This window comes from Lentzea sp. NPDC060358, from assembly GCF_042725365.1.
GTDB lineage: Bacteria > Actinomycetota > Actinomycetes > Mycobacteriales > Pseudonocardiaceae > Lentzea.
Genome location: NZ_JBHXCW010000072.1, coordinates 1 through 22,206 on the forward strand (window position 1 = coordinate 1; position 22,206 = coordinate 22,206).

At 70.7% G+C, this 22,206-nt stretch carries 21 protein-coding genes and 1 pseudogene; 10 read left to right on the plus strand and 12 right to left on the minus strand.

Features of this window, described 5'->3' with window-relative positions; translation table 11 throughout:
- Window positions 1-582 precede the first annotated feature (582 nt).
- Together ACFWGZ_RS17505 and ACFWGZ_RS17510 are read left to right on the plus strand one after the other, a co-directional pair.
- Window positions 583-1,929 carry an alpha/beta hydrolase gene (locus ACFWGZ_RS17505; protein WP_382452551.1) on the plus strand — a complete coding sequence of 449 codons (1,347 nt, stop codon included), beginning with the start codon at window positions 583-585 and terminating at the stop codon, window positions 1,927-1,929.
- Window positions 1,930-1,942: 13 nt separating this feature from the next.
- The gene (locus ACFWGZ_RS17510) at window positions 1,943-3,463 is read left to right on the plus strand and encodes an alpha/beta hydrolase (protein ID WP_382452552.1); all 1,521 of its coding nucleotides are present in this window, start codon (window positions 1,943-1,945) and stop codon (window positions 3,461-3,463) included.
- Here ACFWGZ_RS17510 and ACFWGZ_RS17515 read toward each other — a convergent pair.
- The 4 genes from ACFWGZ_RS17515 to wecB are packed head-to-tail and all read right to left on the minus strand — an operon-like array spanning window position 3,448 to window position 7,762.
- On the minus strand, window positions 3,448-4,122 hold the full coding sequence (locus tag ACFWGZ_RS17515) for a hypothetical protein (RefSeq protein ID WP_382452553.1): 675 nt from the start codon (window positions 4,120-4,122) through the stop codon (window positions 3,448-3,450). The two genes, ACFWGZ_RS17510 and ACFWGZ_RS17515, sit on opposite strands and share 16 nt — an antisense overlap.
- 17 nt (window positions 4,123-4,139) lie before the next feature.
- Complete coding sequence (locus ACFWGZ_RS17520; protein ID WP_382452554.1) at window positions 4,140-4,742, minus strand: hypothetical protein; 603 nt, start codon at window positions 4,740-4,742, stop codon at window positions 4,140-4,142.
- 12 nt (window positions 4,743-4,754) lie between these two features.
- Window positions 4,755-6,509, minus strand: coding sequence for a DUF2334 domain-containing protein (locus tag ACFWGZ_RS17525; RefSeq protein WP_382452555.1), 1,755 nt, complete (start codon window positions 6,507-6,509; stop codon window positions 4,755-4,757).
- Window positions 6,506-7,762: a non-hydrolyzing UDP-N-acetylglucosamine 2-epimerase gene (gene wecB / locus ACFWGZ_RS17530; protein ID WP_382452556.1), complete on the minus strand. Its 1,257-nt coding sequence runs from the start codon at window positions 7,760-7,762 to the stop codon at window positions 6,506-6,508. The genes ACFWGZ_RS17525 and wecB overlap by 4 nt, the downstream gene beginning before the upstream one ends.
- A gap of 388 nt (window positions 7,763-8,150) precedes the next feature.
- On the opposite strand from wecB, the gene ACFWGZ_RS17535 reads away from it, so the two are divergent.
- Together ACFWGZ_RS17535 and ACFWGZ_RS17540 are read left to right on the plus strand one after the other, a co-directional pair.
- Window positions 8,151-9,428: a glycosyltransferase family 2 protein gene (locus tag ACFWGZ_RS17535; RefSeq protein WP_382452557.1), complete on the plus strand. Its 1,278-nt coding sequence runs from the start codon at window positions 8,151-8,153 to the stop codon at window positions 9,426-9,428.
- A gap of 47 nt (window positions 9,429-9,475) precedes the next feature.
- Window positions 9,476-10,353: pseudogene (locus tag ACFWGZ_RS17540) on the plus strand (IS5 family transposase).
- Between the two features lie 18 nt (window positions 10,354-10,371).
- Here the strand turns inward: ACFWGZ_RS17540 and ACFWGZ_RS17545 are convergent.
- The 5 genes from ACFWGZ_RS17545 to ACFWGZ_RS17565 form a co-directional block, all read right to left on the minus strand.
- Window positions 10,372-11,025, minus strand: coding sequence for a response regulator (locus ACFWGZ_RS17545; RefSeq protein WP_382452558.1), 654 nt, complete (start codon window positions 11,023-11,025; stop codon window positions 10,372-10,374).
- On the minus strand, window positions 11,016-12,521 hold the full coding sequence (locus tag ACFWGZ_RS17550; protein WP_382452559.1) for a GAF domain-containing sensor histidine kinase: 1,506 nt from the start codon (window positions 12,519-12,521) through the stop codon (window positions 11,016-11,018). The genes ACFWGZ_RS17545 and ACFWGZ_RS17550 overlap by 10 nt, the downstream gene beginning before the upstream one ends.
- A 315-nt stretch (window positions 12,522-12,836) precedes the next feature.
- Window positions 12,837-13,445, minus strand: a complete 609-nt coding sequence (locus ACFWGZ_RS17555; protein ID WP_382452560.1) for a hypothetical protein — start codon at window positions 13,443-13,445, stop codon at window positions 12,837-12,839.
- A complete protein-coding gene (meaB, locus tag ACFWGZ_RS17560) occupies window positions 13,442-14,401 on the minus strand; it encodes a methylmalonyl Co-A mutase-associated GTPase MeaB (RefSeq protein ID WP_382452561.1) in 960 nt (319 codons plus the stop codon). The genes ACFWGZ_RS17555 and meaB overlap by 4 nt, the downstream gene beginning before the upstream one ends.
- On the minus strand, window positions 14,401-15,591 hold the full coding sequence (locus ACFWGZ_RS17565; RefSeq protein WP_382452562.1) for an acetyl-CoA C-acetyltransferase: 1,191 nt from the start codon (window positions 15,589-15,591) through the stop codon (window positions 14,401-14,403). The genes meaB and ACFWGZ_RS17565 overlap by 1 nt, the downstream gene beginning before the upstream one ends.
- 125 nt (window positions 15,592-15,716) lie before the next feature.
- On the opposite strand from ACFWGZ_RS17565, the gene mce reads away from it, so the two are divergent.
- The 3 genes from mce to ACFWGZ_RS17580 all read left to right on the plus strand — a co-directional run bounded on the left by mce (window position 15,717) and on the right by ACFWGZ_RS17580 (window position 19,148).
- The gene (gene mce, locus ACFWGZ_RS17570) at window positions 15,717-16,169 is read left to right on the plus strand and encodes a methylmalonyl-CoA epimerase (RefSeq protein ID WP_382452563.1); all 453 of its coding nucleotides are present in this window, start codon (window positions 15,717-15,719) and stop codon (window positions 16,167-16,169) included.
- Between the two features lie 141 nt (window positions 16,170-16,310).
- Window positions 16,311-17,624 (plus strand): crotonyl-CoA carboxylase/reductase, encoded by a 1,314-nt coding sequence (gene ccrA / locus ACFWGZ_RS17575; protein WP_382452564.1) that lies wholly within the window; start codon window positions 16,311-16,313, stop codon window positions 17,622-17,624.
- Between the two features lie 36 nt (window positions 17,625-17,660).
- The gene (locus ACFWGZ_RS17580; RefSeq protein WP_382452565.1) at window positions 17,661-19,148 is read left to right on the plus strand and encodes a chromosome segregation protein; all 1,488 of its coding nucleotides are present in this window, start codon (window positions 17,661-17,663) and stop codon (window positions 19,146-19,148) included.
- Between the two features lie 101 nt (window positions 19,149-19,249).
- Here the strand turns inward: ACFWGZ_RS17580 and ACFWGZ_RS17585 are convergent, their stop codons facing one another.
- On the minus strand, window positions 19,250-19,777 hold the full coding sequence (locus ACFWGZ_RS17585) for a histidine phosphatase family protein (RefSeq protein WP_382452566.1): 528 nt from the start codon (window positions 19,775-19,777) through the stop codon (window positions 19,250-19,252).
- A 23-nt stretch (window positions 19,778-19,800) separates the two neighbouring features.
- On the opposite strand from ACFWGZ_RS17585, the gene ACFWGZ_RS17590 reads away from it, so the two are divergent.
- Both ACFWGZ_RS17590 and ACFWGZ_RS17595 read left to right on the plus strand, forming a co-directional pair.
- Entirely contained in the window at window positions 19,801-20,343 is a 543-nt protein-coding gene (locus ACFWGZ_RS17590) for a GNAT family N-acetyltransferase (protein ID WP_382452567.1), read from the plus strand.
- Window positions 20,343-21,035, plus strand: a complete 693-nt coding sequence (locus ACFWGZ_RS17595; RefSeq protein ID WP_382452568.1) for an alpha/beta fold hydrolase — start codon at window positions 20,343-20,345, stop codon at window positions 21,033-21,035. Before ACFWGZ_RS17590 ends, ACFWGZ_RS17595 begins: the two co-directional genes overlap by 1 nt.
- Window positions 21,036-21,045: 10 nt before the next feature.
- Here the strand turns inward: ACFWGZ_RS17595 and ACFWGZ_RS17600 are convergent, their stop codons facing one another.
- The gene (locus tag ACFWGZ_RS17600) at window positions 21,046-21,339 is read right to left on the minus strand and encodes a hypothetical protein (protein ID WP_382416078.1); all 294 of its coding nucleotides are present in this window, start codon (window positions 21,337-21,339) and stop codon (window positions 21,046-21,048) included.
- A gap of 32 nt (window positions 21,340-21,371) precedes the next feature.
- Between ACFWGZ_RS17600 and ACFWGZ_RS17605 the strand changes: the two genes are divergently transcribed.
- Window positions 21,372-21,575 (plus strand): zinc ribbon domain-containing protein, encoded by a 204-nt coding sequence (locus ACFWGZ_RS17605; protein WP_382452569.1) that lies wholly within the window; start codon window positions 21,372-21,374, stop codon window positions 21,573-21,575.
- Here ACFWGZ_RS17605 and ACFWGZ_RS17610 read toward each other — a convergent pair.
- Window positions 21,572-22,168 carry a DUF3558 family protein gene (locus ACFWGZ_RS17610; RefSeq protein WP_382452570.1) on the minus strand — a complete coding sequence of 199 codons (597 nt, stop codon included), beginning with the start codon at window positions 22,166-22,168 and terminating at the stop codon, window positions 21,572-21,574. The genes ACFWGZ_RS17605 and ACFWGZ_RS17610 overlap by 4 nt on opposite strands.
- Between the last annotated feature and the right edge of the window lie 38 nt (window positions 22,169-22,206).

Consider the following 22,206-nt stretch of genomic DNA (forward strand, 5'->3'; position numbering starts at 1 on the left):
CACCCCTACCTCGTTGTGGCCAGCTCCTGGTGCGACTTGGGACGGGGCACCCACCGCAACGCAACCACCAACGCACCAGGCAGCCGCCCAACGCAACAGGCGTGCCATCAACCCGCCGAGGGCGCGGTGCCCCCGATCAGATTGCCGGGGGTTCGGGGGCAGAGCCCCTGAGGGGAAGCACGCACCAGGAACAGGCCGCCCGCAAGGCGACCACCCGCCCGGCCGCAACCCGCAACCCGCAACCACCCAGCTACGCAAAATGACGAACGTAACCACCTCTTACCCCCGGACGGCATAAGACGAGAGTCGTACCCGCAGACCACCCAAAGGCCGATGCTCCACCCCCCGGCGAAGCGATGTGCTGACCCTGCCGGCCGATCCGGCCGGCAGGAGGGGGATACAACAGTCATGCGTCGCAAAGCATTGGCAATGATGTTGGCCGCAACCGCGACCACACTCCTACTAGCCCCACAGGCACAGGCAGAAACCCAGACCATCAACTGGCAGAGGTGCTTCGACTCGGTCCCGCCGGAAGCACCGCCGGGCGCGGACCGCCTGGAATGCGGCACCTTCACCGCCCCGATGGACTGGAACAACAGGAACAACGGCAAGACCATCCAGATTGCCGTCAGCCGGCTTCAACCCAAAGCGGGCAAGGCGAAGTCGACGGTCTTCACCAATCCGGGCGGCCCCGGCGGCGCGGGCCTCACGATGCCGCTGCTCTACCTCGGCCGCCCGAAGCTCAGCGAGAACGCCGACATCATTGGCATCGACCCCAGGGGAACGGGTGCCAGCAGCAACGTCACCTGCGGCAACTTCCAGACCCTCGGCTCGGCCGACCCGCGTGACCGCAGCAGGGCGAACCTCGACCTGGTCTACGGCGGCATGGAGCTGCAGGCGAAGTTCTGCCAGACCAGGTCCGGCGAGCTCGGGAAGTTCATCACCACCGACCAGACCGTGAAGGACCTGGACCTGCTGCGCCAGCTCCTGGGCAAGAAGAAGGTCAGCTGGCTCGGCTACTCCGGCGGCAGCTGGATGGGCGCCTACTACGCCACCTACTTCCCCAAGACGCTCGACAAGATCGTCCTGGACTCCAACGCCGACTTCTCCGGTCCCTGGCAGGGCGTGTTCGACGACTGGGGCATGGGCTTCGAGCGGCGGTTCCGCGTCGACTTCCTGCCGTGGGTCGCGAAGTACGACAGCGTGTACCACCTCGGCAAGTCCGGTGAAGAGGTCCGCCAGGCCTACGAACGGACGCGCGCGCAGCTCAACGCGCAGCCCGTCACCCGGCCCGAGGGCACCTACGACGGCGTGGTGCTCGACTTCCTGCTGCGGGCCGCGCTGTACTCCAAGGAGAGCTTCGCCGACGCCGCGCAGACCTTCGCGGAACTGGCCGGCACCGCGCCCGCACGGTTGACGGCGCAGGCGAGCTACCCGGACGCCTCGACCGGCACGCTGTACTCGATCCTGTGCAACGACACCGCTTTCCAGGGCGGCCGCAAGTACCTCGAACGCGACGCGGTCCGCGACGGCGAGCGGTGGCCGTTGTTCGGCTACTACCAGATCATGGGTCCCTGCGCGTACTGGGACAGGCCGAACGTGCGGCTCGAGCGGCCCACCGGCCGCGGTGTCGCGCCCACGCTGATGGTGCAGTCGGTGCGCGACCCGGCGACACCGCTCGAAGGCGCGCAGCGGGCGCACCGCAACTTCCAGAACTCCGTGCTGCTGACCGTGCGGGACGAAGGCGACCACGGCATCTACGGCTTCGGCAACGAGTGCGTCGACGACATCGTCGAGCGCTACCTCGTCGACGGCGTCACGCCCGGCAAGGACCTGTCGTGCCCGGGAGTTCCGCTGCCCGCACCCGGTGCGCCCAAGGGGACCTCGCTGGCGACGGCGCAGGACTACGCCACCCGGCTCGGCTGGTAGGAAGGGGGAACGCATGCACCGCAGGAAGATCGCGGCGGCACTGACCGTCGTGACGGCGACCTCGCTCGCGGTCGCACCGCAGGCCCGGGCCGCCGGGTTCGCCCAGCAGGAGATCCGGTGGCAGCAGTGCTTCGACCCGGCGCCTCCCGGTGCGGAACGGCTGGAGTGCGGCACCTTCACCGCCCCGATGGACTGGGCCGACCCGCGCAACGGCAGGACGATCACGATCGCGGTCAGCCGCACCAGGCCGCTCAGCGGCACCGCGAAGACCGCCGTCTTCACCAACCCCGGCGGTCCCGGCGTCCCGGGGCGCACGGTGCCGCTGATGTTCGCGAACCGGCCGAAGCTCAGCGAGAACGCCGAGATCTACGGCATCGACCCGCGCGGGACGGGTGACGGCAGCAACGTCACGTGCGGCGGGTTCGACACGTTCGGCGCGACGGATCCGCGCGACCGCAGCAGGGCGAACCTCGACCTGGTCCACGGCGGCATGGAGCTGCAGGCGAAGTTCTGCCAGACCAGGTCCGGCGAGCTCGGGAAGTTCATCACCACCGAGCAGACGGTGCGCGACCTCGACCTGCTGCGCCAGATCATCGGCAGGAAGAAGGTGGACTGGCTCGGTTACTCCGGCGGCAGCTGGATGGGCGCCCACTACGCGACGTACTTCCCGAAGACGCTCGACAAGATCGTCCTCGACTCGAACACCGACTTCACCGGGCCGTGGCAGGGCGTGTTCGGCGACTTCGGCATGGGCTTCGAGCGGCGGTTCCGCGTCGACTTCCTGCCGTGGGTCGCGAAGTACGACGACGTCTACCACCTCGGCAAGACCGGCGAAGAGGTCCGCCAGGCCTACGAACGGACGCGCGCCGCGCTCGGCGAGCAGCCCGTCACCCTGCCGGAGGGCACCTACCACCCCGCGATCCTGGACCTCACGCTCGCTCAGGGCCTCTACACCAAGTACTCGTTCGACTTCGCCGCCCGCAAGCTGGCCCAGCTCGCCGGTGCGCTGCCGGCGCCGCTGTCGGCACAGGCGAGCTACCCGGACGCGACGCAGGCCACCCAGCTCGGCATCCTCTGCAACGACACGGAGTTCCGCGGTGACCGCAGGTTCCTCGAACGGGACGCGGCCGCCGACTGCGCCCGGTGGCCGCTGCTGGGCCACTACCAGCTCATGGGTCCGTGCGCGTTCTGGGACCGGCCGGACGTGCAGCTCCGGCGGCCCACCGGCATCGGCGTGCCGCCGACGTTGATGGTGCAGTCGGTCCGCGACCCGGCGACACCGGTCGAGGGTGCGCGCAAGGCGCACGCCGGGTTCGCCGGCTCGCGGATGCTGACCGTGCAGGACGAGGGCGACCACGGCATCTACGGCGGTGACAACGACTGCGTCAACGACGTCGTCGAGCGCTACCTCGTCGACCGCGTGACGCCGTCCGGCGACCTGTCCTGCCCCGGTGTGCCGCTGCCCGAACCGGGACAGCGGCAGGCGGGCCCGCTCCAGAGGGCCCACGAGCTCGCGGCTCAGCTCGGCTGGTGACAGGGAGCTGCGGTGGCCGGGAACGACCGCCGCAGCTCCTCCGCCACCTCCTCGGTGATCGGGTGCGCCGGAGCACCGTCGTGCACCACGTCGAGCACGTGCACGCGGTACCAGCCCTCGCCGGTCGACCACTGCGCGTACCGGGTGCCGTCACCGCCGCCCCACGTCCGCAGCACCCGGTGCAGCACCGGGTCGGCGACGGCCCAGTAGCGGTAGAGCCCGTCCTCGGGCTCACGGCCGAGTCGCGTCACCACGGGTTCGAGCTCGCGCGCACGGGCCTCGCCGATCTCCACCCGCCGGTCGCCCTCGAACACGCACGGACCGACGACCCGCCAGCGTTCGCTCACGAACGTCCTCTCCGCGAGCACACCGTTGAGGTCGTTCCACAGGTGCGCCAGGCGCAACGGGGCACCGTCGGCGTCGAGGAACGCGTAGAACCGGTGCTCGACCCGCGGAGGCCGCGGCGTCCAGGACGTCAGCAGGTGGTCGAGGACCTCACCGCCGACGGGTTCGCCCCGGCTCCACTGCCGGCCGGCGGGCACCCAGGCGCGGCGTTCGTCGAGGCGCTCGACGCTGCCCGCCCGTTCGCGCACGAGCGAGTAGGGGTCGCGCACGTCCGGGTGGAGGTGGTTCACCACGGCGAAGTGGCGGTGTCTCATGCGGCGGCTCCCAGCCCTCAACCGGGCCGGCGGACCTCCAGCACGGCCTCGGAGAACGTCGTGTACCAGGGACTGTCGGTGAACTGCGGCCCCGTCTCCTCGCCCAGGTAGAGGTCGATGTGCTTCTCCCCGCCCAGGCCGGGCGTGAACTCGTCGGTGATCTCCCACGCCGAGGACGACAGTTTCCCGCACACGGCGGAGTCGGCTTCTCCTCCCTCCGGTGTCCGTCCACACCGGACGAGCTCGACCCGGGACCCCGGCTCCACCCCGTCGGCCGCCGCGGACACGAACGGCCGCAGCGGCCTGCCGAACGAGTCGCGCGGCGCGGAGTCGAGCCAGTACCCCTTGTCGTAGGACCAATTCAAATAGGACCCCGATGCAGTCCGTCCGGTTCCCTCGTCCCGCACCGCGTTCGCGAAGGACTCGGGGAACGTGCCGAGCAGGTCGTCGCCCCTGTCGCAGTCGATGACCGGGCAACCACGCACCGCAGTCGCGGATCCACTGTGGAACCGCTCGACGGCGGTGTAGTAGACGGTGACCTGCCATCCCCCGGAGGTGGGCGGCGTCGCCTGCCCGGCGGAACAGCCGGCCACCAGCAACACCACCCACAACCAGCGCACGGGCACCTCCCGTCAGCCCGCCATCACGGTGCCGACGGACACGAACGAGTAGCCGGCGCTCTTCATCCCCTGCACGGTCTCGCGCAGGTAGGACGTACCGAGGTACGGGTGGTAGAAGAAGCTGGCGACGCCGTCGTCGACCACCTTGAGCTGCTGCGCCGTCTTCACGAGGTCGGCGGGCAACCGGGCGGGGTGGTTGTTGAACGGCTCCGGCTCGACGTTGCCCACGGCCTCCGGCGCCACGACCGAGCCGTAGACGTCGCGGACCAGGTACGGGAAGTACTGGCCGTAGACCTTGTCGTACTGCGGCGCACCCGTGCCGCAGGCGCCGTTCGGGCAGTACCCGCCGAAGTACAGGCCGCGGTCGTAGCGCTTGCCGAAGTTCTGCTGGACGACCTGGTAGTCCACGGCGGACGCGGCGTAGTGCGGCGGCTCGAAGATCGCGGGCTTGGCGAACCCGGCCGCGGCGAACGCGCTCGTCGCCGAGTTGATCCGGCCCTGCGCCCACGACGCCGAGTCGCCGGGCACCGGTCCGTCGTAGATCACGCTGTCGTTCGCGTCGACGTGGGCGGTGTAGAACTCGAAGTCGTTGCCGCTGCGGCCGTCGTACGGGTTGGCGATCTTGCCGAACTGGTGGGTGTAGCCGTGCATCAGGATCGTGCCGCCGCGGGCCGTCATGTACTTCAGCGCGCTGACGACCTGCGGCTTCTGCGCCAGGTTCGCCGCCTGCGGCACGCCGTTGTTGTCGGCGCCGAGCGGGTTCTCGAAGCGCGGGTAGACCGCGATCGTGAACGGGACCCTCTGCGCGTACAGGTAGTCCGCGACCGCCCGCAGTTCGGCGGGGTCGGCGTCGGGGCCGACGTCCTCGATGCGCACCAGGGCCCGCTTGCGGTCCGCCATCGCCGGGCTCGAGATCTTGCTGATCAGGTCGGCGGCGGCCAGGTACCGGTCGCCGTGGTCGACGTAGCTGAACGGGATCTCGCCGATGTAGGTGAGGTTCTTCGCCTTGGTGGCCCAGTTGATCGGGCCCGCGGCCGACCCGGTCGCGACCGCCGGCGCCGACGCGATGGCCGGGTCGGTGATCGAGGTGATCATCAGGCCGGACGGCGTGGCGAGCGGGCTGCGGCCGAGGTCGGTGTTCTCGTACCGGACCGTGGTCGCGGCACCGGTGTCGTACTGGACCCAGTTCCAGCCGTAGGTCGCCTGGAAGCTCGGTGCGCGGGCCGTGAGCTGCCAGATGTTGTGCGCCATCCACAGCACCGGCTTGCTGCCCGCCAGCACGTCGTCGAGGAACGACACGGGGATCGGCTCGTCGTAGGTCGAACCGACGTAGATCACGCCGGTGTAGCCGGACATCTCACCGGCGGTGTAGGAGCCGACCGGGTGCACGACGTACGCGCTGCCGTGCGAGGCGAGGTTGCCCGCCTGCACCGCGTAGGCCTCGCCCAGCCACGCCCACGGACCGGTGCTGTCGTAGAGGATCAGCGTCTTCTGCGACGACTTGGCACCGGGTGCGGCACCGCCGTTCGTGCCGGTCGCCGCGGCTCGGGCGAGCGCCGTCGACGTCACCCCCGGCTGCGTCGTGCGCTTGGCGATGCGGGTGCTCGACGTGGACGGCTTCCTCGTCGGCGGTGGAGGCGCCGGCAACGCCTTCTCGACCAGGTCGCCGACCGGGTCCGGGGTGACCGGGAGCGGCGCCGCCCGAGCGGGTACCGGGACCAGCGCTACCGCGAGGGCGACCCCCAGGGCCGCCTTCAGGAGTCTCATGCGACCTCTGCCTCTCCGGGCGAGCGCACCGTCGCGCTGCCCGCGTGGGGAGTGAACTCGTCGGGTCGCTGCTGTTGCAGGCCCAGCAGCCAGGCCAGCGCCTGTTCCGTGCGGATCGACGCGAGCCCGTCGCCGAACGGGTTGCCGTCGGCGGTCATCGCCGCGCGGGCGGAGGGGTTGTCGAGCAGGCGGACCGTGAGCGAGGCGATCCGGTCGCGGTCGGTGCCGACGAGCACCGCACAGCCCGCGTTCACGGCCTCCATGCGCTCGGTCACGTCCCGCAGCACGAGCGCGGGAACGCCGAACGACGGCGCCTCCTCCTGGATGCCGCCCGAGTCGGACAGCACCAGCGTGCACTGCGCGAGCAGGCGCGCCATCTGCGAGTACGGCAGCGGGTCGGTGATCGTGACGCGGCCGACGCCGCCGAGCACGTCCACGACCTGGCGGCGCACGGCCGGGTTCGGGTGCGCCGGGAGGACGACCTCGACGTCGGGCCGTTCCCGCACGACGTCGGCGACGGCGTGCAGCACGTTGTCGAGCGGCTCGCCCCACGACTCGCGGCGGTGCGCCGTCACCAGCACGAGCCGCGACTGTCCACCGTGGACCCGGTTCTCGATCTCCTGCAACCGCTGGTCGCCGTAGGGGGTGCGGCGGGCGGCCACGTCGAGCACTGCGTCGACCACGGTGTTGCCGACCGTGAGCACGTTGTTGCCCTGCAACGACTCCGCGGCGAGGTGCGCGGTCGCGTCCGCCGTCGGGGCCAGGTGCAGGGAGGCGAGCTGGCCGACCACCTTGCGGTTGCCCTCCTCGGGGAACGGCGACGTGAGGTCGTGCGAGCGCAGCCCGGCCTCCAAGTGCACGACCGGGATCTGCTTCCAGAACGCGGCGAGCGCACCGGCGAGCGTCGTCGTCGTGTCGCCCTGGACCAGCACCGCGCCCGGCGGGCGTTCGGTGAAGAGCCGGTCGAGCTCCTCGATCAGCTGGCTCGTCAGCTCGGCCTGCCCGCCCGTGACGCGGTTCAGCTCCAGCCGGACGTCCGCCGCGAAGCCGAACGACTCCAGCGCCTGGTCGACCATCTCCGGGTGCTGCCCGGAATTCACGAGCACCGGCCGGATGCGCCCAACCGCGAACAGGGCAGCCGCGACCGGAGCCATCTTCACGGCTTCCGGCCGCGTTCCCGCGATCAGGAAAACTTCGGGAACCACATGCCCCGGAAACGAACCGGGGCCGGGCACCAGGGCACTTGGTCCCATCTTCCACCTCTTTGGACTCTCCAGGCGTGCGCGGCGAACGTGTGCCATCACGCACAGTGACAATCTAGCCTGCGATAATCAACAGATACTCGCCTCAAACAGATGTCGCCACACCTGAAATCAACCACGTAACCTCGTGTAACAAGGCTGCATTGGACTCCGATATGGCTTGTTGACGCTCCGCCCGACCAGCTCTGCGTCACACTGAAGACCAGCTCACAGCATTGCCGTCTGGTATCTCGCACCAGTCGTCCACTTCGTTACCGGAGCGGGAAATGACCGCAGAACACCCCTCTTCAACTGTTGCCGTTATCACAGAAGCTGCTGCAGACAGGCATTCACAATGAGTGACACGCCTCAATTCGCGACGTTCATGCTCGTTTTTCTCATGTTTTGGCCCTGCTACAACCTGGTGCTCGCGCTGTTCGTCTGGTGGCGTCCGAAACCGGGCGGTCCGGACGTTTCGTCACGGCATCCGCTGCAGTACTGGATCATCATTCCGGCGTTGAACGAGGAACGCGTCGTGGCCAACACGGTGCGTTCCGCACTCGCTTTGGACGGAGCGCGGACACCGGTTCAGGTCGTCGTGGTCGACGACGGTTCCGACGACCGCACGCCCCACGTCCTCGCCCAGATCGACGACCACCGGCTGCACGTGCTCCGGCGCGTCCCGCCGGAGGCCCGCCAGGGCAAGGGCGAGGCGCTGAACCACGCGTTCCGCTACATCCGCGACCTCGCGGAGGAGGCCGGCACCGTGCACCGCACGATCGTCGGCGTGATCGACGGCGACGGCCGCGGCGAGCCCGGCATGCTGTCGGAGATCTCCGCGTACTTCGCGCAGCGGGCCGTGGGCGCCGTGCAGTGCCGCGTCCGGATCCACAACCGCACCAACCTGCTGGCGTTCCTGCAGGACCTGGAGTTCAGCTGCGTGGTCGACGCCTCGCAGTCGCTGCGCGACGTCGTCGGCACGGTCGGGCTGGGCGGCAACGGCCAGTTCGTGCGGCTCAAGACGTTGATGGGCCTCGGCGACGCGCCCTGGTCCGCCTGCCTGGTCGAGGACCTCGAGCTCGGGCTGCGCGTGCACCTGAGCGGCCGGCGCGTCCGGTACGCCACCCGCGCGACGATCACCCAGCAGGGGCTGACGGACGTGCAGCGGCTGCTGCGCCAGCGCACCCGGTGGGGGCAGGGCAACCTGCAGTGCCTGGAGTACGTGCCGAAGCTCGTCAAGGCGAGGCACGTCGGATCGATGGCACTGCTGGAGTTCCTGCAGTACCTGCTGACGCCGTGGCTCGTCGCGCCGATGACGTTGCTCATCACCGCACTGGTGGGCTTCAACTTCTACGCGCAGTTCGCCGGGCACGCCATCGGCGGGTTCACCGCCGACGTCTCGGGCACCGTGCTGGCGCTGGGGATCTGGCTCGCGGCACTGGTGTTCCCCGGCCTGGTCTGGGGCGTCGTGCACCGGCTCAAGCACGGCGACGAACCGCTGTGGAGGTGCCTCGCGGTGGGTCTCGCCTACCCGGTGTTCCTGATCCTCGGCTCGATCTCGACGCTGCGCGCGCTGTACCGGCACTTCGCCGGACGCAACACGTGGGCGAAGACGGAACGCCTGGCGGAGAAGGAAGATCCGGCGGTCGTGGCCAAGCCGGTGCCGCGGGTGGCCTAGGGCGTATCCTGCGGATCTTTCTCATGATCGTGTGCAGATGATGGTGTGTGGTCGGACGTGGTGAGCTGACGGACAAGGCCTGGGCGCGGATCGCGCCGTTGCTGCCTGTGCAGAGCGGGCAGCGAGGCGGGCGGTGGCGCAGCCACCGGCAGGTGATCAACGCGATCCTGTGGAAGGAACGCACCGGTGCCCCGTGGCGTGACCTGCCCGAACGGTACGGGCCGTGGAAGACCGCGCACGAAAGGCTGCGCAAATGGACCGCGGACGGGACATGGGACCGGATCCTCGAGCACGTGATCGTCAAAGACGACTCACTCGGAACACTCGAGGACCATGTCGCGTTCGTGGTCAGCGTCGACTCCACGAGCGTCCGGGCGCATCAGCACGCGGCCGGCGCCCGGAAAAAGGGGGCTGCGCGGACTGGGTCGATGACCTCGCCATCGACGGGGAATGCTTCGGACGCTCCCGCGGAGGGCTGACGACCAAGCTCCACCTGGCCGTGGACGCCGCGGGTCTGCCGCTGGCGGTGATCCTCACCCCAGGTCAGGCTGGAGACAACCCGCAGCTGCTGCCGCTGCTCGAGGACATCCACGACATCGACGTGGACGGGCAGCGGGTGTGGGTTGGGCGGGTGATCGCCGACAAGGCCTACACCCACCCGAGGACCCGCACAGCGTTACGACAACGACGGATCAAAGCAACGATTCCCGAGCGCACGGACCAGATCGCCCGCCGCAAGGCCAAGGGCTCGGCCGGTGGCAGGCCACCGGCGTTCGACCCCGACATCTACAAGCTGCGCAACGTGGTCGAGCGCTGCTTCAACCGCCTCAAGCAATTCCGCGGCCTGGCCACCCGGTTCGCGAAACGAGCCGCCTACCACCGCGCCGAGATCGTCCTGGCCTACATCGTCCTCCACCTCAGGTGAAGATCCGCAGGACAGGCCCTAGAAGGTGCCGGGGTGAGTGCGTCTGCGCCGGGCCGCGTAGACGCCCGCCTCGGTGCGGCGGTCGAAGCCGAGCTTGTGCAGCAACGAGGAGACGTAGTTCTTGACGGTCTTCTCGGCGAGGAACAGCCGGCTCGCGATCTGCCGGTTCGTCATGCCCTCGGCGATGAGGTCGAGGATCCTGCGCTCCTGCGGGCTGAGCGTGGCGTAACGCGGGTCTTCCTCCGGGCCGCCCCGGAGCCGTTGCAGCACGGTCGCCGTCACGCCGGCGTGCAGCAGCGACCCGCCGGAGGCGAGCGTGCGGACGGCGGCCACGAGGTCGTTGCCGGAGACCTCCTTCAGCATGTACCCGGACGCGCCGGCCATGATCGCGCCGAACAGCGCCTCGTCGTCCGAATAGGACGTGAGCATCAGGCACGCGGGCGGCGGCTGCACGAGGCTGCGGATCTCCCGGCACACCGTGACGCCGTCGCCGTCGGGCAGCCGCACGTCGATGATCGCCACGTCGGGCCGCAGCCGCGGCGCCTGGGCGACCGCGGAGGTGGCGCTGTCCGCCTGTCCCACGACCTCGATGTCACTGGCCTGCGCCAGCAGCTGCACCAGCCCGCGCCGCACGATCTCGTGGTCGTCCACCAACAGCACCGCTATCGCCATGTCGCCTCCTGCAGCACCAAGGGAACGAACCAGGTGACGCTCACGCCCGCGCCCGGGATCGAGTCCACCGCGCAGTCGCCGTGGTGGCGCCGTGCCCGAGCCGCCATGTTGGCGAGCCCACCGGCGTGGTGGGGCACACCGCCGGAATCGTCGGACAGCGGCAAGCCGCGGCCGTCGTCCCGGACGGTGAGCTCGAGGCGCGTCATCGTGCGGTTGACGCTCACGGCCACAGCGACGTGCTTGGCGCGAGCGTGCCGCACGACGTTCGCGAGCGCCTCTCGAAGTGTGGCCAGCAGATCCGGTCTGAGCTGATCCGGCACCACGGTGTCGAGGGGCCCCTCCAGCGACACGTCGGGCTCGAACCCGAGCAGCCGCGCGGACTCGTGCACCGCGTTGAGCACCTGCGCCCGCAGACTCTTGCTGCCGGGCAGCGGTTCCTGCAGGGAGAAGATGGTGCGGCGGATCTCGCGGATCGTGTGGTCGACCTCCTCGACGAACCCGCTGAGCCGCTCGGTGATCTGCGGGCGCGCGCTCATGCCGGTCATCCCCTGCAACCCGAGCCCGAGCCCGAACAGCCGCTGGATGACGAGGTCGTGCAGGTCGCGCGCGATGCGGTCGCGGTCCTCCAGCACCGCGAGCCGCTCGGTGTCGCCCTGCGCCCTCGTGAACTCGAGCACCAGCGCCGCCTGCGCGGCGAACGCCTCGATCAGCTCGGGGTCGTCGAACCCGGGCTCGCCGGGCATCCGCGCCACGATCAGCACCCCGATCGTCCGGTCCCCGACCGACAGCGGCACGACCGCGCACGGCCCCGCCACCGACGGCACGGTGCCCTCCTCGTGGCACTCGGCCTGGCCCGACTCGAAGACCCGGTAGCTGACCGTGCCCTCCCGGGGAATGCGCATGCCCTCGGCGTCGTGCCCCCCGTCGGTCACCTCGATGACCAGGTCGCCGTTGTGGTCGGGCAGCACGACGGCGGCGAACTCGGCGTTGGCCGTCCGCCGCGCCGCCTGCGCCACGAGGTAGAGGGCGTCTCGGCCGTTCGTGCCGGTGAGGAGCTCCGCGGTGACCTCGGCGGCCGCCCGCAACCACACCTCGCGCCGCCGGGCCTGCTCGTACCGGCCGAGGTGCCCGATGGCCGACCCCGCCGCCGTGGCGAGCGCCGCGAGGACGTCGCGGTCCTGCGCGGTGAACTCCGCCTTGCCCGTGAGGAAGAGGTTGCCGAAGGTCTCGTCGTGCACCTTGATGGGCGCGCCGAGGAAGTCGGCTACTCCGATCGAGCGGGGGTCACCGGCGGTGATGTTCGGCTGACCGTCCTCGTTCGTGAACTCGGTCAGCTCCTTGTGACCGTGGATCACCGCGAGGGCGCCGTACGGGGCCTCGACCAGGTCGCACGCCGACTCGACGACGTGTCGCAGGAGGTCGGGAAGGGTGTCGTCGTCCGCGAACGACAGCACAACGTCCAGCACGCGCTGCTCTGTGCTCAGGTTGCCGCCCACGGCTTCACCCCTTGGGGGGAGAGAAGTGACACCGTACGAACGACTGAGGGTAACTCCTCTGCGTAGTCAAAGGGGAGAGCATCACTGCAAACGGTGAGAACGAGAACTACTCAGAGTAGAGATTGGTCTCATTTGGCGGCTGGGAGTGGTCGGGTGCGCGCAGGGTGTGGCCGGTGGGAGTCCGGGGACGTGACGGGTGGGTGGAGCGGTTGGGCCGAGTGGTGCCGGAGGGGTGAGCGGTGGCTCTGGGGGGGGGCGGCTTGCGCACGAGAGCGGGTCGGCTTGCGGTGGGGCTGGTCCCCTCCTCGCGCGTGCTCAGTGCAGGCCGACGGTGAACCCCTCGTCGATCACGCCGCGGTAGATCGTCGGCGCGAACGTGCGCAGGCCCTGGTCCAGCGGACCGATGAAGCCCGCCGAGTCGCCCAGCGGCAGGCGGTAGCCGTTCTGCACGCGGTGGAACTCCCACATCGGTTCCATCGTCGGGTGGGCCGGGCGGAACTGCTGGGGGTCGCGCGGGTGCAGGTCCACGCGGACCAGGGTGCGGCGGACCAGGGCGTCGGCCAGCTGGACCGCCCGTTCCCGGGTCCGGGAGATCGAGATCGCGCCCAGGTCCTGCCAGGCCACCGCCCACGGCATGCCCTGCGGGTCGTCCAGGCGGATGCCCTGCTGTTCGATGATCAGCTTGCGGGGGCGGGAGATCGTCTTCCACCGCACCACGGCCATGACGCCGATGCCGGTGAACGCGATGCCGATCACCGCCGCGATGCCGCCGCCGACCGGTTCGCCGTCGACGAAAGCCGTCACGGCGCCGATCAGGGCGAGGACGCCCAGGACCCCGGCGACCGAGCCGCCCAGCAGGACTTTGCGGGTGTCGCTCTTGCCCAGGTCGACTACGACAGGTGGAGGAGCTCCCCAAGCGGTCATTCCCGCAGGCTACCGCTGATCAACTGCTCGGCCGCGGCGAACGGGTCGAGCTCGCCCCCGACCACGCGTGCCGCCAGCCGGTCCGCGGGGCCGAGCCTGGTGCGCACGCGTTCCACGGCGATCGCCTCGATCTCGGCGGACGCGCGGCGCAGGCGGCGTTCTTCCAGTTCGCCGTGGTCCGCCAGCCACGACCGGTGTTCGGCGATCGCCTCGACCACGCGGTCCACGCCCTCGGTGCGGGCGGCGACGGTCTTCACGACCGGGGCGCGCCACGACGGGCCGGAGCGGTCGCGGCGGCCCAGGGAGATCATGTACTTGAGGTCGCGCGCCGTCTGGTCGGCGCCGTCGCGGTCGGCCTTGTTGACCACGAAGACGTCCGCGATCTCGAGGATGCCCGCCTTCGCCGCCTGGATGCCGTCGCCCATGCCCGGCGCGAGCAGGACGAGGGTCGTGTCGGCCAGCGCGACGATCTCCACCTCGGACTGGCCCACGCCGACGGTCTCCACGAGCACCACGTCGAAGCCGGCCGCGTCCAGCACGCGCAGTGCCTGCGGGGTGGCCCAGGACAGGCCGCCGAGGTGGCCGCGGGTGGCCATGGACCGGATGAAGACGCCCGGGTCGGTCGCGTGGTCGCCCATGCGGACGCGGTCGCCCAGGAGTGCGCCACCGGAGAACGGGCTCGACGGGTCGACCGCGATCACGGCCACGCGCTTGCCCTCGGCGCGATAGGCGCGCACCAGGGCGTTCGTGGACGTCGACTTGCCCACGCCCGGAGCGCCGGTGATGCCCACGACCTGAGCGTTGCCCGTGTGGGGCGCGAGCGCGGCGGCGACCTCCGGGAGGACCGAGCTCCCCTGTTCCACCAGGGAGATCAGCCTGGCGACCGCGCGCGGCTCGCCGTCACGCGCGCGGTCGACCAGTCCTGCTACGTCAACAGCGGTCACACCGAAGGACATTAAGCCTTCGACGGCACGCGGATGATCAGCGCGTCGCCCTGACCGCCACCACCGCACAGCGCCGCCGCGCCCACGCCGCCGCCGCGCCGCTGGAGCTCCAGCGCGAGGTGCAGCGCGATGCGGGCGCCGGACATGCCGATCGGGTGGCCGAGCGCGATGGCGCCGCCGTTGACGTTGACCTTGTCCTCGGGGATCCCGAGCTCACGGGTCGACACGATGCCGACCGCCGCGAACGCCTCGTTGATCTCGACCAGGTCGAGGTCGGCGGGCGTGATGCCCTCCTTGGCGCACGCGGCCTTGATGGCGTTGGACGGCTGCTCGTGCAGCGAGGCGTCCGGGCCCGCGACGACGCCGTGGGCGCCGATCTCCGCGATCCACTCCAGGCCCAGCTCCTCGGCCTTGGCCTTGCTCATCACCACGACGGCGGCCGCGCCGTCGGAGATCTGCGACGCCGACCCGGCGGTGATCGTGCCGTCCGGGGCGAACGCGGGGCGCAGCTTCGCGAGGCCCTCCGCGGTCGTGTCGCCGCGGACGCCCTCGTCGGTGCTGAACAGCACCGGGTCGCCCTTGCGCTGCGGGATCGAGACCGGCGCGATCTCGGCGTCGAAGACACCGTTCTGCGCGGCCTTCGCGGCGAGCTGGTGCGACCGCGCGGAGAACGCGTCCTGCTCCTCGCGGGTGACGCTGTAGCGGCCGTTGTGCTTCTCCGTCGAGACGCCCATCGCGACCTGGTCGAACGCGCAGAACAGGCCGTCGTGCGCCATGTGGTCCTGCATCGTCACGTCGCCGTACTTGAACCCGCCGCGCGACTTCGGCAGCAGGTGCGGCGCCTGGGTCATCGACTCCTGGCCACCGGCCACGACGACGTCGAACTCGCCGGCGCGGATCAGCTGGTCGGCCAGCGCGATCGCGTCGACGCCGGACAGGCAGACCTTGTTGATGGTCAGCGCGGGCACGTTCATCGGGATGCCCGCGGCCACGGCCGCCTGCCGCGCCGGGATCTGGCCCGCGCCCGCGGTGAGCACCTGGCCCATGATCACGTACTGCACCTGCTCGGGAGCCACGCCCGCGCGTTCCAGTGCCGCCTTGATCGCGACGCCGCCGAGCTGGGCGCCGGAGAAGTCCTTGAGCGATCCCAGCAGTCGGCCCATCGGGGTGCGAGCCCCGGCGACGATGACGGAACCGGACACAGCTGCCTCCAGTGGAAGAGCGAACGGTCGTTAACTTGGCACCATACCGGGGGCTACCCGCTGGTAATCGTGTGAGACCCCGCACAGGAGCACCTGCACCGATCACGTGGATACCCTCGCCAACCATGAACGCAGACATCGCTCGACTCGTGACCGCGATCGACCACGTCGGCATCGCCGTGCCCGACCTCGACGCCGCCATCGCGTTCTACCGCGACAACTTCGGCCTCGAGGTGGCGCACGAGGAGGTCAACGAGGAGCAGGGCGTGCGCGAGGCCATGCTGCACGCGCCGGGCGACCACGCCGGCACCGCGATCCAGCTGCTGGCGCCGCTCACCGAGGACTCCACCATCGCCAAGTTCATCGGCCGCTCCGGCCCCGGCCTGCAGCAGCTCGCCTACCGGGTGTCCGATGTGGACGCCGCGGCGGACGCGCTGCGCGCGAAGGGCCTGCGCCTGCTCTACGACGCGGCCAAGCGCGGCACGTCCGACAGCCGGGTGAACTTCGTGCACCCCAAGGACGCGGGCGGCGTGCTGATCGAGCTGGTGGAGCCCGCCCGGAACGGGTCCCGGCACTAGTCCCGGCGCCGGTGGCGACCTCCCCTGACCCGGTCCGGTGAATCCGGGGTGGCATCCCTCACAAGCAGGATTCTGAATCGGTTACTGATGAGTAACCTCCGGCCACCTGCGACTATCCCTCACTAGGGAAGGAATGCCGCCGTGCAGAAGATCCTTGACGCGATCCTGGCCGACGAGCTGGACGCGATCGGTTCCTTGGACGTTCCGGAGAGCTATCGGGGCGTGACGGTGCACGCGGACGAGGCGGACATGTTCGCGGGCCTCGAGACGCGGGACAAGGACCCGCGCAAGTCGCTGCACGTCGACGAGGTCGCCACCCCGGAGCTCGGGCCGGGCGAGGCGCTGGTGGCCGTGATGGCCTCCGCCATCAACTACAACACCGTGTGGACGTCGATCTTCGAGCCGGTGTCGACGTTCGGGTTCCTCAAGCGCCTGGGCGGCCGCCACGACCTGCCGTACCACGTGGTGGGATCGGACCTGGCCGGCGTCGTCGTGCGCGTCGGCCCCGGCGTCACCGCGTGGAAGCCGGGCGACCGCGTGGTCGCGCACTGCCTGGACGTGCCGTTGGAGGCCCCGGACGGCCACAACGACACGATGCTCGACCCGCAGCAGCGGATCTGGGGCTTCGAGACGAACTTCGGCGGCCTCGCCGACCTCGCGCTCGTGAAGTCGAACCAGCTGATGCCGATGCCGAAGCACCTCTCGTGGGAGGAGGCGGCGTCGCCGGGCCTGGTCAACTCCACCGCGTACCGGCAGCTGGTGTCGACCAACGGCGCCAACATGAAGCAGGGCGACACGGTCCTGATCTGGGGCGCGTCCGGCGGTCTCGGTTCCTACGCCACGCAGTTCGCGCTGAACGGCGGCGCCACGCCCATCTGCGTCGTCTCCTCGCCGGAGAAGGCGGAGATCGTCCGTTCGATGGGCGCCGAACTGATCATCGACCGCTCGGCCGAGGGCTACCGGTTCTGGAAGGACGAGCACGAGCAGGACCCGCGGGAGTGGAAGCGGTTCGGCGCGAAGATCCGCGAGCTGACCGGTGGCGAGGACCCGGACATCGTGTTCGAGCACCCCGGCCGGGAGACGTTCGGCGCGTCGGTGTTCGTCGCGCGCAAGGGCGGCAAGATCGTGACGTGCGCGTCGACCTCCGGGTACATGCACCAGTACGACAACCGGTACCTCTGGATGAACCTCAAGCACATCCTGTCCTCGCACTTCGCGAACTACCGCGAGGCGTGGGAGGCGAACAGGTTGATCGCAAAGGGAAAGATCCACCCGACGGTGTCCAAGGTGTACTCAATGGACGAAACGGGCCAGGCAGCGCACGACGTCCACCGCAACGCGCACCAGGGCAAGGTCGGCGTGCTCTGCCTTGCCCCGGAAGAGGGTCTGGGTGTGCTCGATCACGAGCTGCGCGCGAAGCACCTCACAGCTATCAATCGATTCCGGGGTGTGTGACCTTCCGGGGTGACCCGAACGGGTAGCGTGAGGGGCATGGGCCTCGCCGACGACCGTGACCTCGTCCCACTGGGATCCGGCTTCGACATCGTCAAGCGCGGGTACGACCGCGCCCAGGTCGAGGATCACCTCGAACGCCTCGACTCGGACCTGCGGCTGCTGGCCGCGGACCGCGATGCCGCCGTCTCCCAGACGTCCGACCTGGCGCGCCAGCTGGAAGCCGCGCGCTCGGAGATGTCCGAGCTGCGCAACCAGGTCGAGCGCCTGTCGCTGCCGCCGACGACGCTGGAGGGGCTCTCCGAGCGCCTCCAGCGCATGCTGCGGCTGGCCCAGGACGAGGCCAACGAGATCAAGGCCCGTGCCGAGGCGGAGGGCGGGCACATCCGCGCCAAGGCGGAAGCCGACGCGGGTGTGCTGCGCCAGCGCTACGAGAAGCTGATCGCCGAGCTCGACGAGCGCCGCGCCGCCATGGAGGCCGAGCACAAGGGAGTCCTGGAGAACGCGCGCTCCGAGGCGGAGAAGATCGTCTCCGAGGCGGAGTCCGCCGCCCGCAAGATCTCCGACGAGTCCGAGCAGCGCCGCGTGACCGTCGAGGAGGACTTCGAGATCGCGATGGCGGCCCGCCGCTCCGAGGCCATGGCCACCCTCGCCACGCAGGAGGCCACCTCGAAGGGCGAGGCGGACCGCCGAGTCCGCGAGGCCGCCGAGGAAGCCGCGAGGGTCCGCGCCGCAATCGCCCAGGAGCAGACCACCTCGAAGGCGGAGGCCGAACGCCGCCTGCGCGAGGCCACCGAAGAGGCCAACCGCCGCCGCCACGACTCCGTCACCGAGGCGACGGCCCGCATCCAGGAGGCCACCGAGGAGGCGAACCGCCGAGTCCGCGAGGCCACCGAGGAAGCCAACCGCCGCACGGCCGCCGCGACCCAGCGCGTCGAGCAGCTCCGCACCCTGCGCAACCGCCTCTCGCACCAGCTCCACAACGTGCGGACGGCGCTGCAGGACGTGGTGCCGCTGCTCGACCCGGTGGAGGAGGACCCCGCTCAGTCCGCAGCTCAGGCCGCGGCTCCGGCTCCGGCGCCTACGTCTGGCCCGGCACCGGTCGAGGGTGCTCCGGCCCAGTCCGGTGCTGCCCAGTCCGGAACTGCCCAGGCCGGCTCGGCCCAGGCCGGATCTGCGCGGTCCGGCGCAGCCCAGCCCGGTGCCGCTCAGTCCGCGCCCGCTCAGTCCGCGCCCGCTCAGGGCGCTGCTGGTCAGCAGGCTGCTCCGGCTGCTCAGCCGAACACCGGCTCGGCCGCGCCGAAGGTTCCCGCCGCCGCCCAGGCCCAGGCCGCACCGGCTCCCGCGCAGTCCGCGGCCCCCAGGCCGGCAGCTCCCGGACAGGGCGGACCGTCGAAGCCCGCCGCCCCCGCCCAGGGTGCGCCGTCGAAGCCGGCTCCGGGCGCGCCGAACAAGCCGGCCACCGCACCCCAGGTGGACGGCCCGACCGCCAAGATCGCCCGTCCGCAGCCGGCCAAGAAGTCCTGACGCCCGGCCGCCCACGCGAGCTCACGCAGGGGTCCCCCGCCCAGGGGGACCCCTGATTTCAATCATCCCAGCCGGCACCGACAATTTTGCGTCACCGCAGGTCAGACCCTGATCTCGTGGATCGCCGGCATCGGCATCGACCGGCAGAAGTCCCACCCCACGTCCCGTCCGACCGCGATCAACGCGCGCGACAGAAAAACCCCGTGCGACCCGACCACCACCGTCGCGCCGGGGTGCGAGCGGGCGATCCGCTGCACCGCCCGCCCCGCCCGCACGGTCACCGCGTCCAGGCTCTCCCCGGTCCCGTGCGCCAGCCCCGGGTTCGCCCAGCTCCAGGTGTGCAGCGCCGCCCAGTCCGCGCTCGGCACCAGCCCCGACTCCCACTCGCGCAGCTCCGGCCACGTCTCCACCTCCAGTCCGAGGGCGTCCGCGGCGGGCGTGACCGTCTGCACCGCGCGCAGCTGAGGGCTCGACAGCACCGCCGCCGGCGCGAGGGCGACGAGCCGCGGGACCAGTTCCCGCGCCGCCTCCGAGCCGTGCGGGTGCAACGGGCGTTGGTCGTCATCGGGTTCGCCGAGGCGTGGCCGGACGGACTGCGCATGGCGCACCAATACGATTCGCGTCGACACGTCACTCATCTTGGGGGAACAGGATGTTCGCGACACCGCTCGGCGCGGACGCCGAGCTCAGGCCGTTGGAGCCGTGGCGGGCCGAGGAGTTCTTCGCGCACCTGGAGCGCGGCCGGGACTTCATCGGGGAGCACATCGGGTTCGCCGACGCCGCGAAAGACCTCGAGAGCGCGCGCCGGCTCCTCCAGAGCTACGCGGACAAGGCGGCCGCCGACACCGGCCGGCTCTTCGGCATCTGGCTCGACGGCGTGCTGGTCGGCGGCGTGCTGTTCCGCGTCTTCGAGGTCGCGCAGGGCCGGGCCGAGGTCGGCTGCTGGCTCGAACCCGCCGGTGTCGGCAAGGGGCTCGTCACCAGGGCGTGCCGGGTGTTGATCGACCACGCGATTCGCGAGCGCGGTGTGCATCGGGTTGAGTGGCAGGTGTCGTCGGCCAACGCGGCCAGCATCGCGGTCGCGCGGCGGCTCGGCATGGCCAAGGACGGGGTGCTGCGCTCGTACTCGGTGCACCGCGGGGTCCGGCAGGACATCGAGGTGTGGTCGGTGCTGGCGCCGGAGTGGGGGAACTGATGGACGACCTGGTGCTGCTGCACGCCTTTCCGCTCGACGCGCGGATGTGGGACGTGCCCGGCGCGATCACGCCGTCGTTGCGCGGGCGCGGTGAGCCCGACCTCGACGTGCTCGCGTCCCAGGTCCTCGCCGAGCTCGACGAACGCGGTCTCGACAAGGTGCTGCTGGGCGGGTGCTCGATGGGCGGCTACGTCGCGATGGCGTTGCTGCGCCGCGCACCGGAACGCGTGCGGGGCCTGGTCTTCGTCGACACCAAGCACACGGCGGACGCGCCGGAGGCCGCCGCGAACCGGCACGCGATGGCGGACCGGGTCGAACGCGACGGCGTCGGCGAGTGGCTCGTCGAGGCGATGCTGCCGAACCTGGTCGGCCCCGGCGCCTCCGACGCGGCACGGGCCCTGGTGCGCACGATGATCCTCGACCAGCGGGCCGAGGACGTGGCGTGGTGGCAGCGCGCGATGGCGAAACGGCCGGACTCCGCGGACGTCCTGGAGTCGATGGACGTGCCGTCCCTCGTGCTCGTGGGCGAGCACGACAGGCTGACGCCCCCGGACGTGGCCGCGAAGCTCGCGGTGACGCTGCGGCGCTCCACCAGCGAACGCATCGAGGACTGCGGCCACCTGCCGCCCGTCGAGCGGCCGGAGGAGTTCCGCACCCGGCTCGAGCGGTGGCGCGAGCAGGTCGGTCTCTAGCGCCCGGACGTCACCACCGGCGCGCGGTCGGCCCACGCCGGCCGCGCGAGTCCCAGCAGCCCTGGTGCCAGTGGCGGCGTTCCTCGACCGAGCCCGTCTCCTCGGCGGGCCACGCGACGACGTGCGGCGTGCCGGGGCGGATCTCGTGGTCGCAGCCGGGACAGCGGTAGGTCTTCTGCGCCTGCGCGCCCGAGATCGCGCGCACCAGCCAGTCGCCGTCGGGCCCTGACTCCGTGCGCGCCCAGCCGACGCCCCCGCCGAGGGGTCGTGGGTCTTCTGGCTTGGGGCTGTTGCGACGTGGCACGGCCACACGGTAACCGCTCGTAGAATCGGGCCGTGCCGACCTACGAGTTCCGTTGCCGAACCTGCGACGACACCTTCGAACTGCAGCGCCCGATGAGCGAGTCGTCCTCGCCGGCGAACTGCCCCGACGGCCACGCCGACACCGTGAAGCTGCTGTCCATGGCCGGTATCGGCGGCACGCAGCAGCAGCCCGCGGGCGGTGGCGGCGGGTGCTGCGGCGGGGGTTGCTGCAGCTAGGACGTCTCCCGGTCGATCAGCACCTCGGCGACCTTGCGGCCCTGGTCGCACACGGTGCCGAACTTGCCGGACGGGTCGATGACGATGATCCCGAGCCCGCCGCCCTCGTAGGGGACGACGAGCACGCACGACGGGTCGACGTCGGCCTCGTCGGAGCGGTCGAGGTATGAGACCTTGTGGCCCTTCACGTCCCAGTCGCCGGTGGTGCGCTCGATGGTGATCTGCCGGCCCTCGCGGAACCTCAGCGAGACGCCCACCTCGACGTCGCCGGCCTTCGTCGTCCACCGGCACGACTGGTCGAACGTCGAGTCGTAGTTGATCTGGCTGGGCGGCGTCTCCGCCTTCGCGCCGGGGTAGGGCAGGTCGGTCCACTTCAGCTTCGCGCAGACGCCCTGCACCTCGCCGTCGATCGGCGCGGTCTCGGGGTCCTCCGGCTCTTCGGACGTGGACGGGTCGGCCGAGGGGTCCTGCTCCTGGTCGAACGGCGAGGAGGCGTCGAGCGGGGACTGCGCGACCGGACTGCCCCCGACGGTCGTCCGGGCGCAGCCGGTCACCAGCACGAGGACAGCCAACAGGAGCACCAGTCGACGCATGGCCCCCACCATGCCAGACGTCACATGGTGCTCCTGTG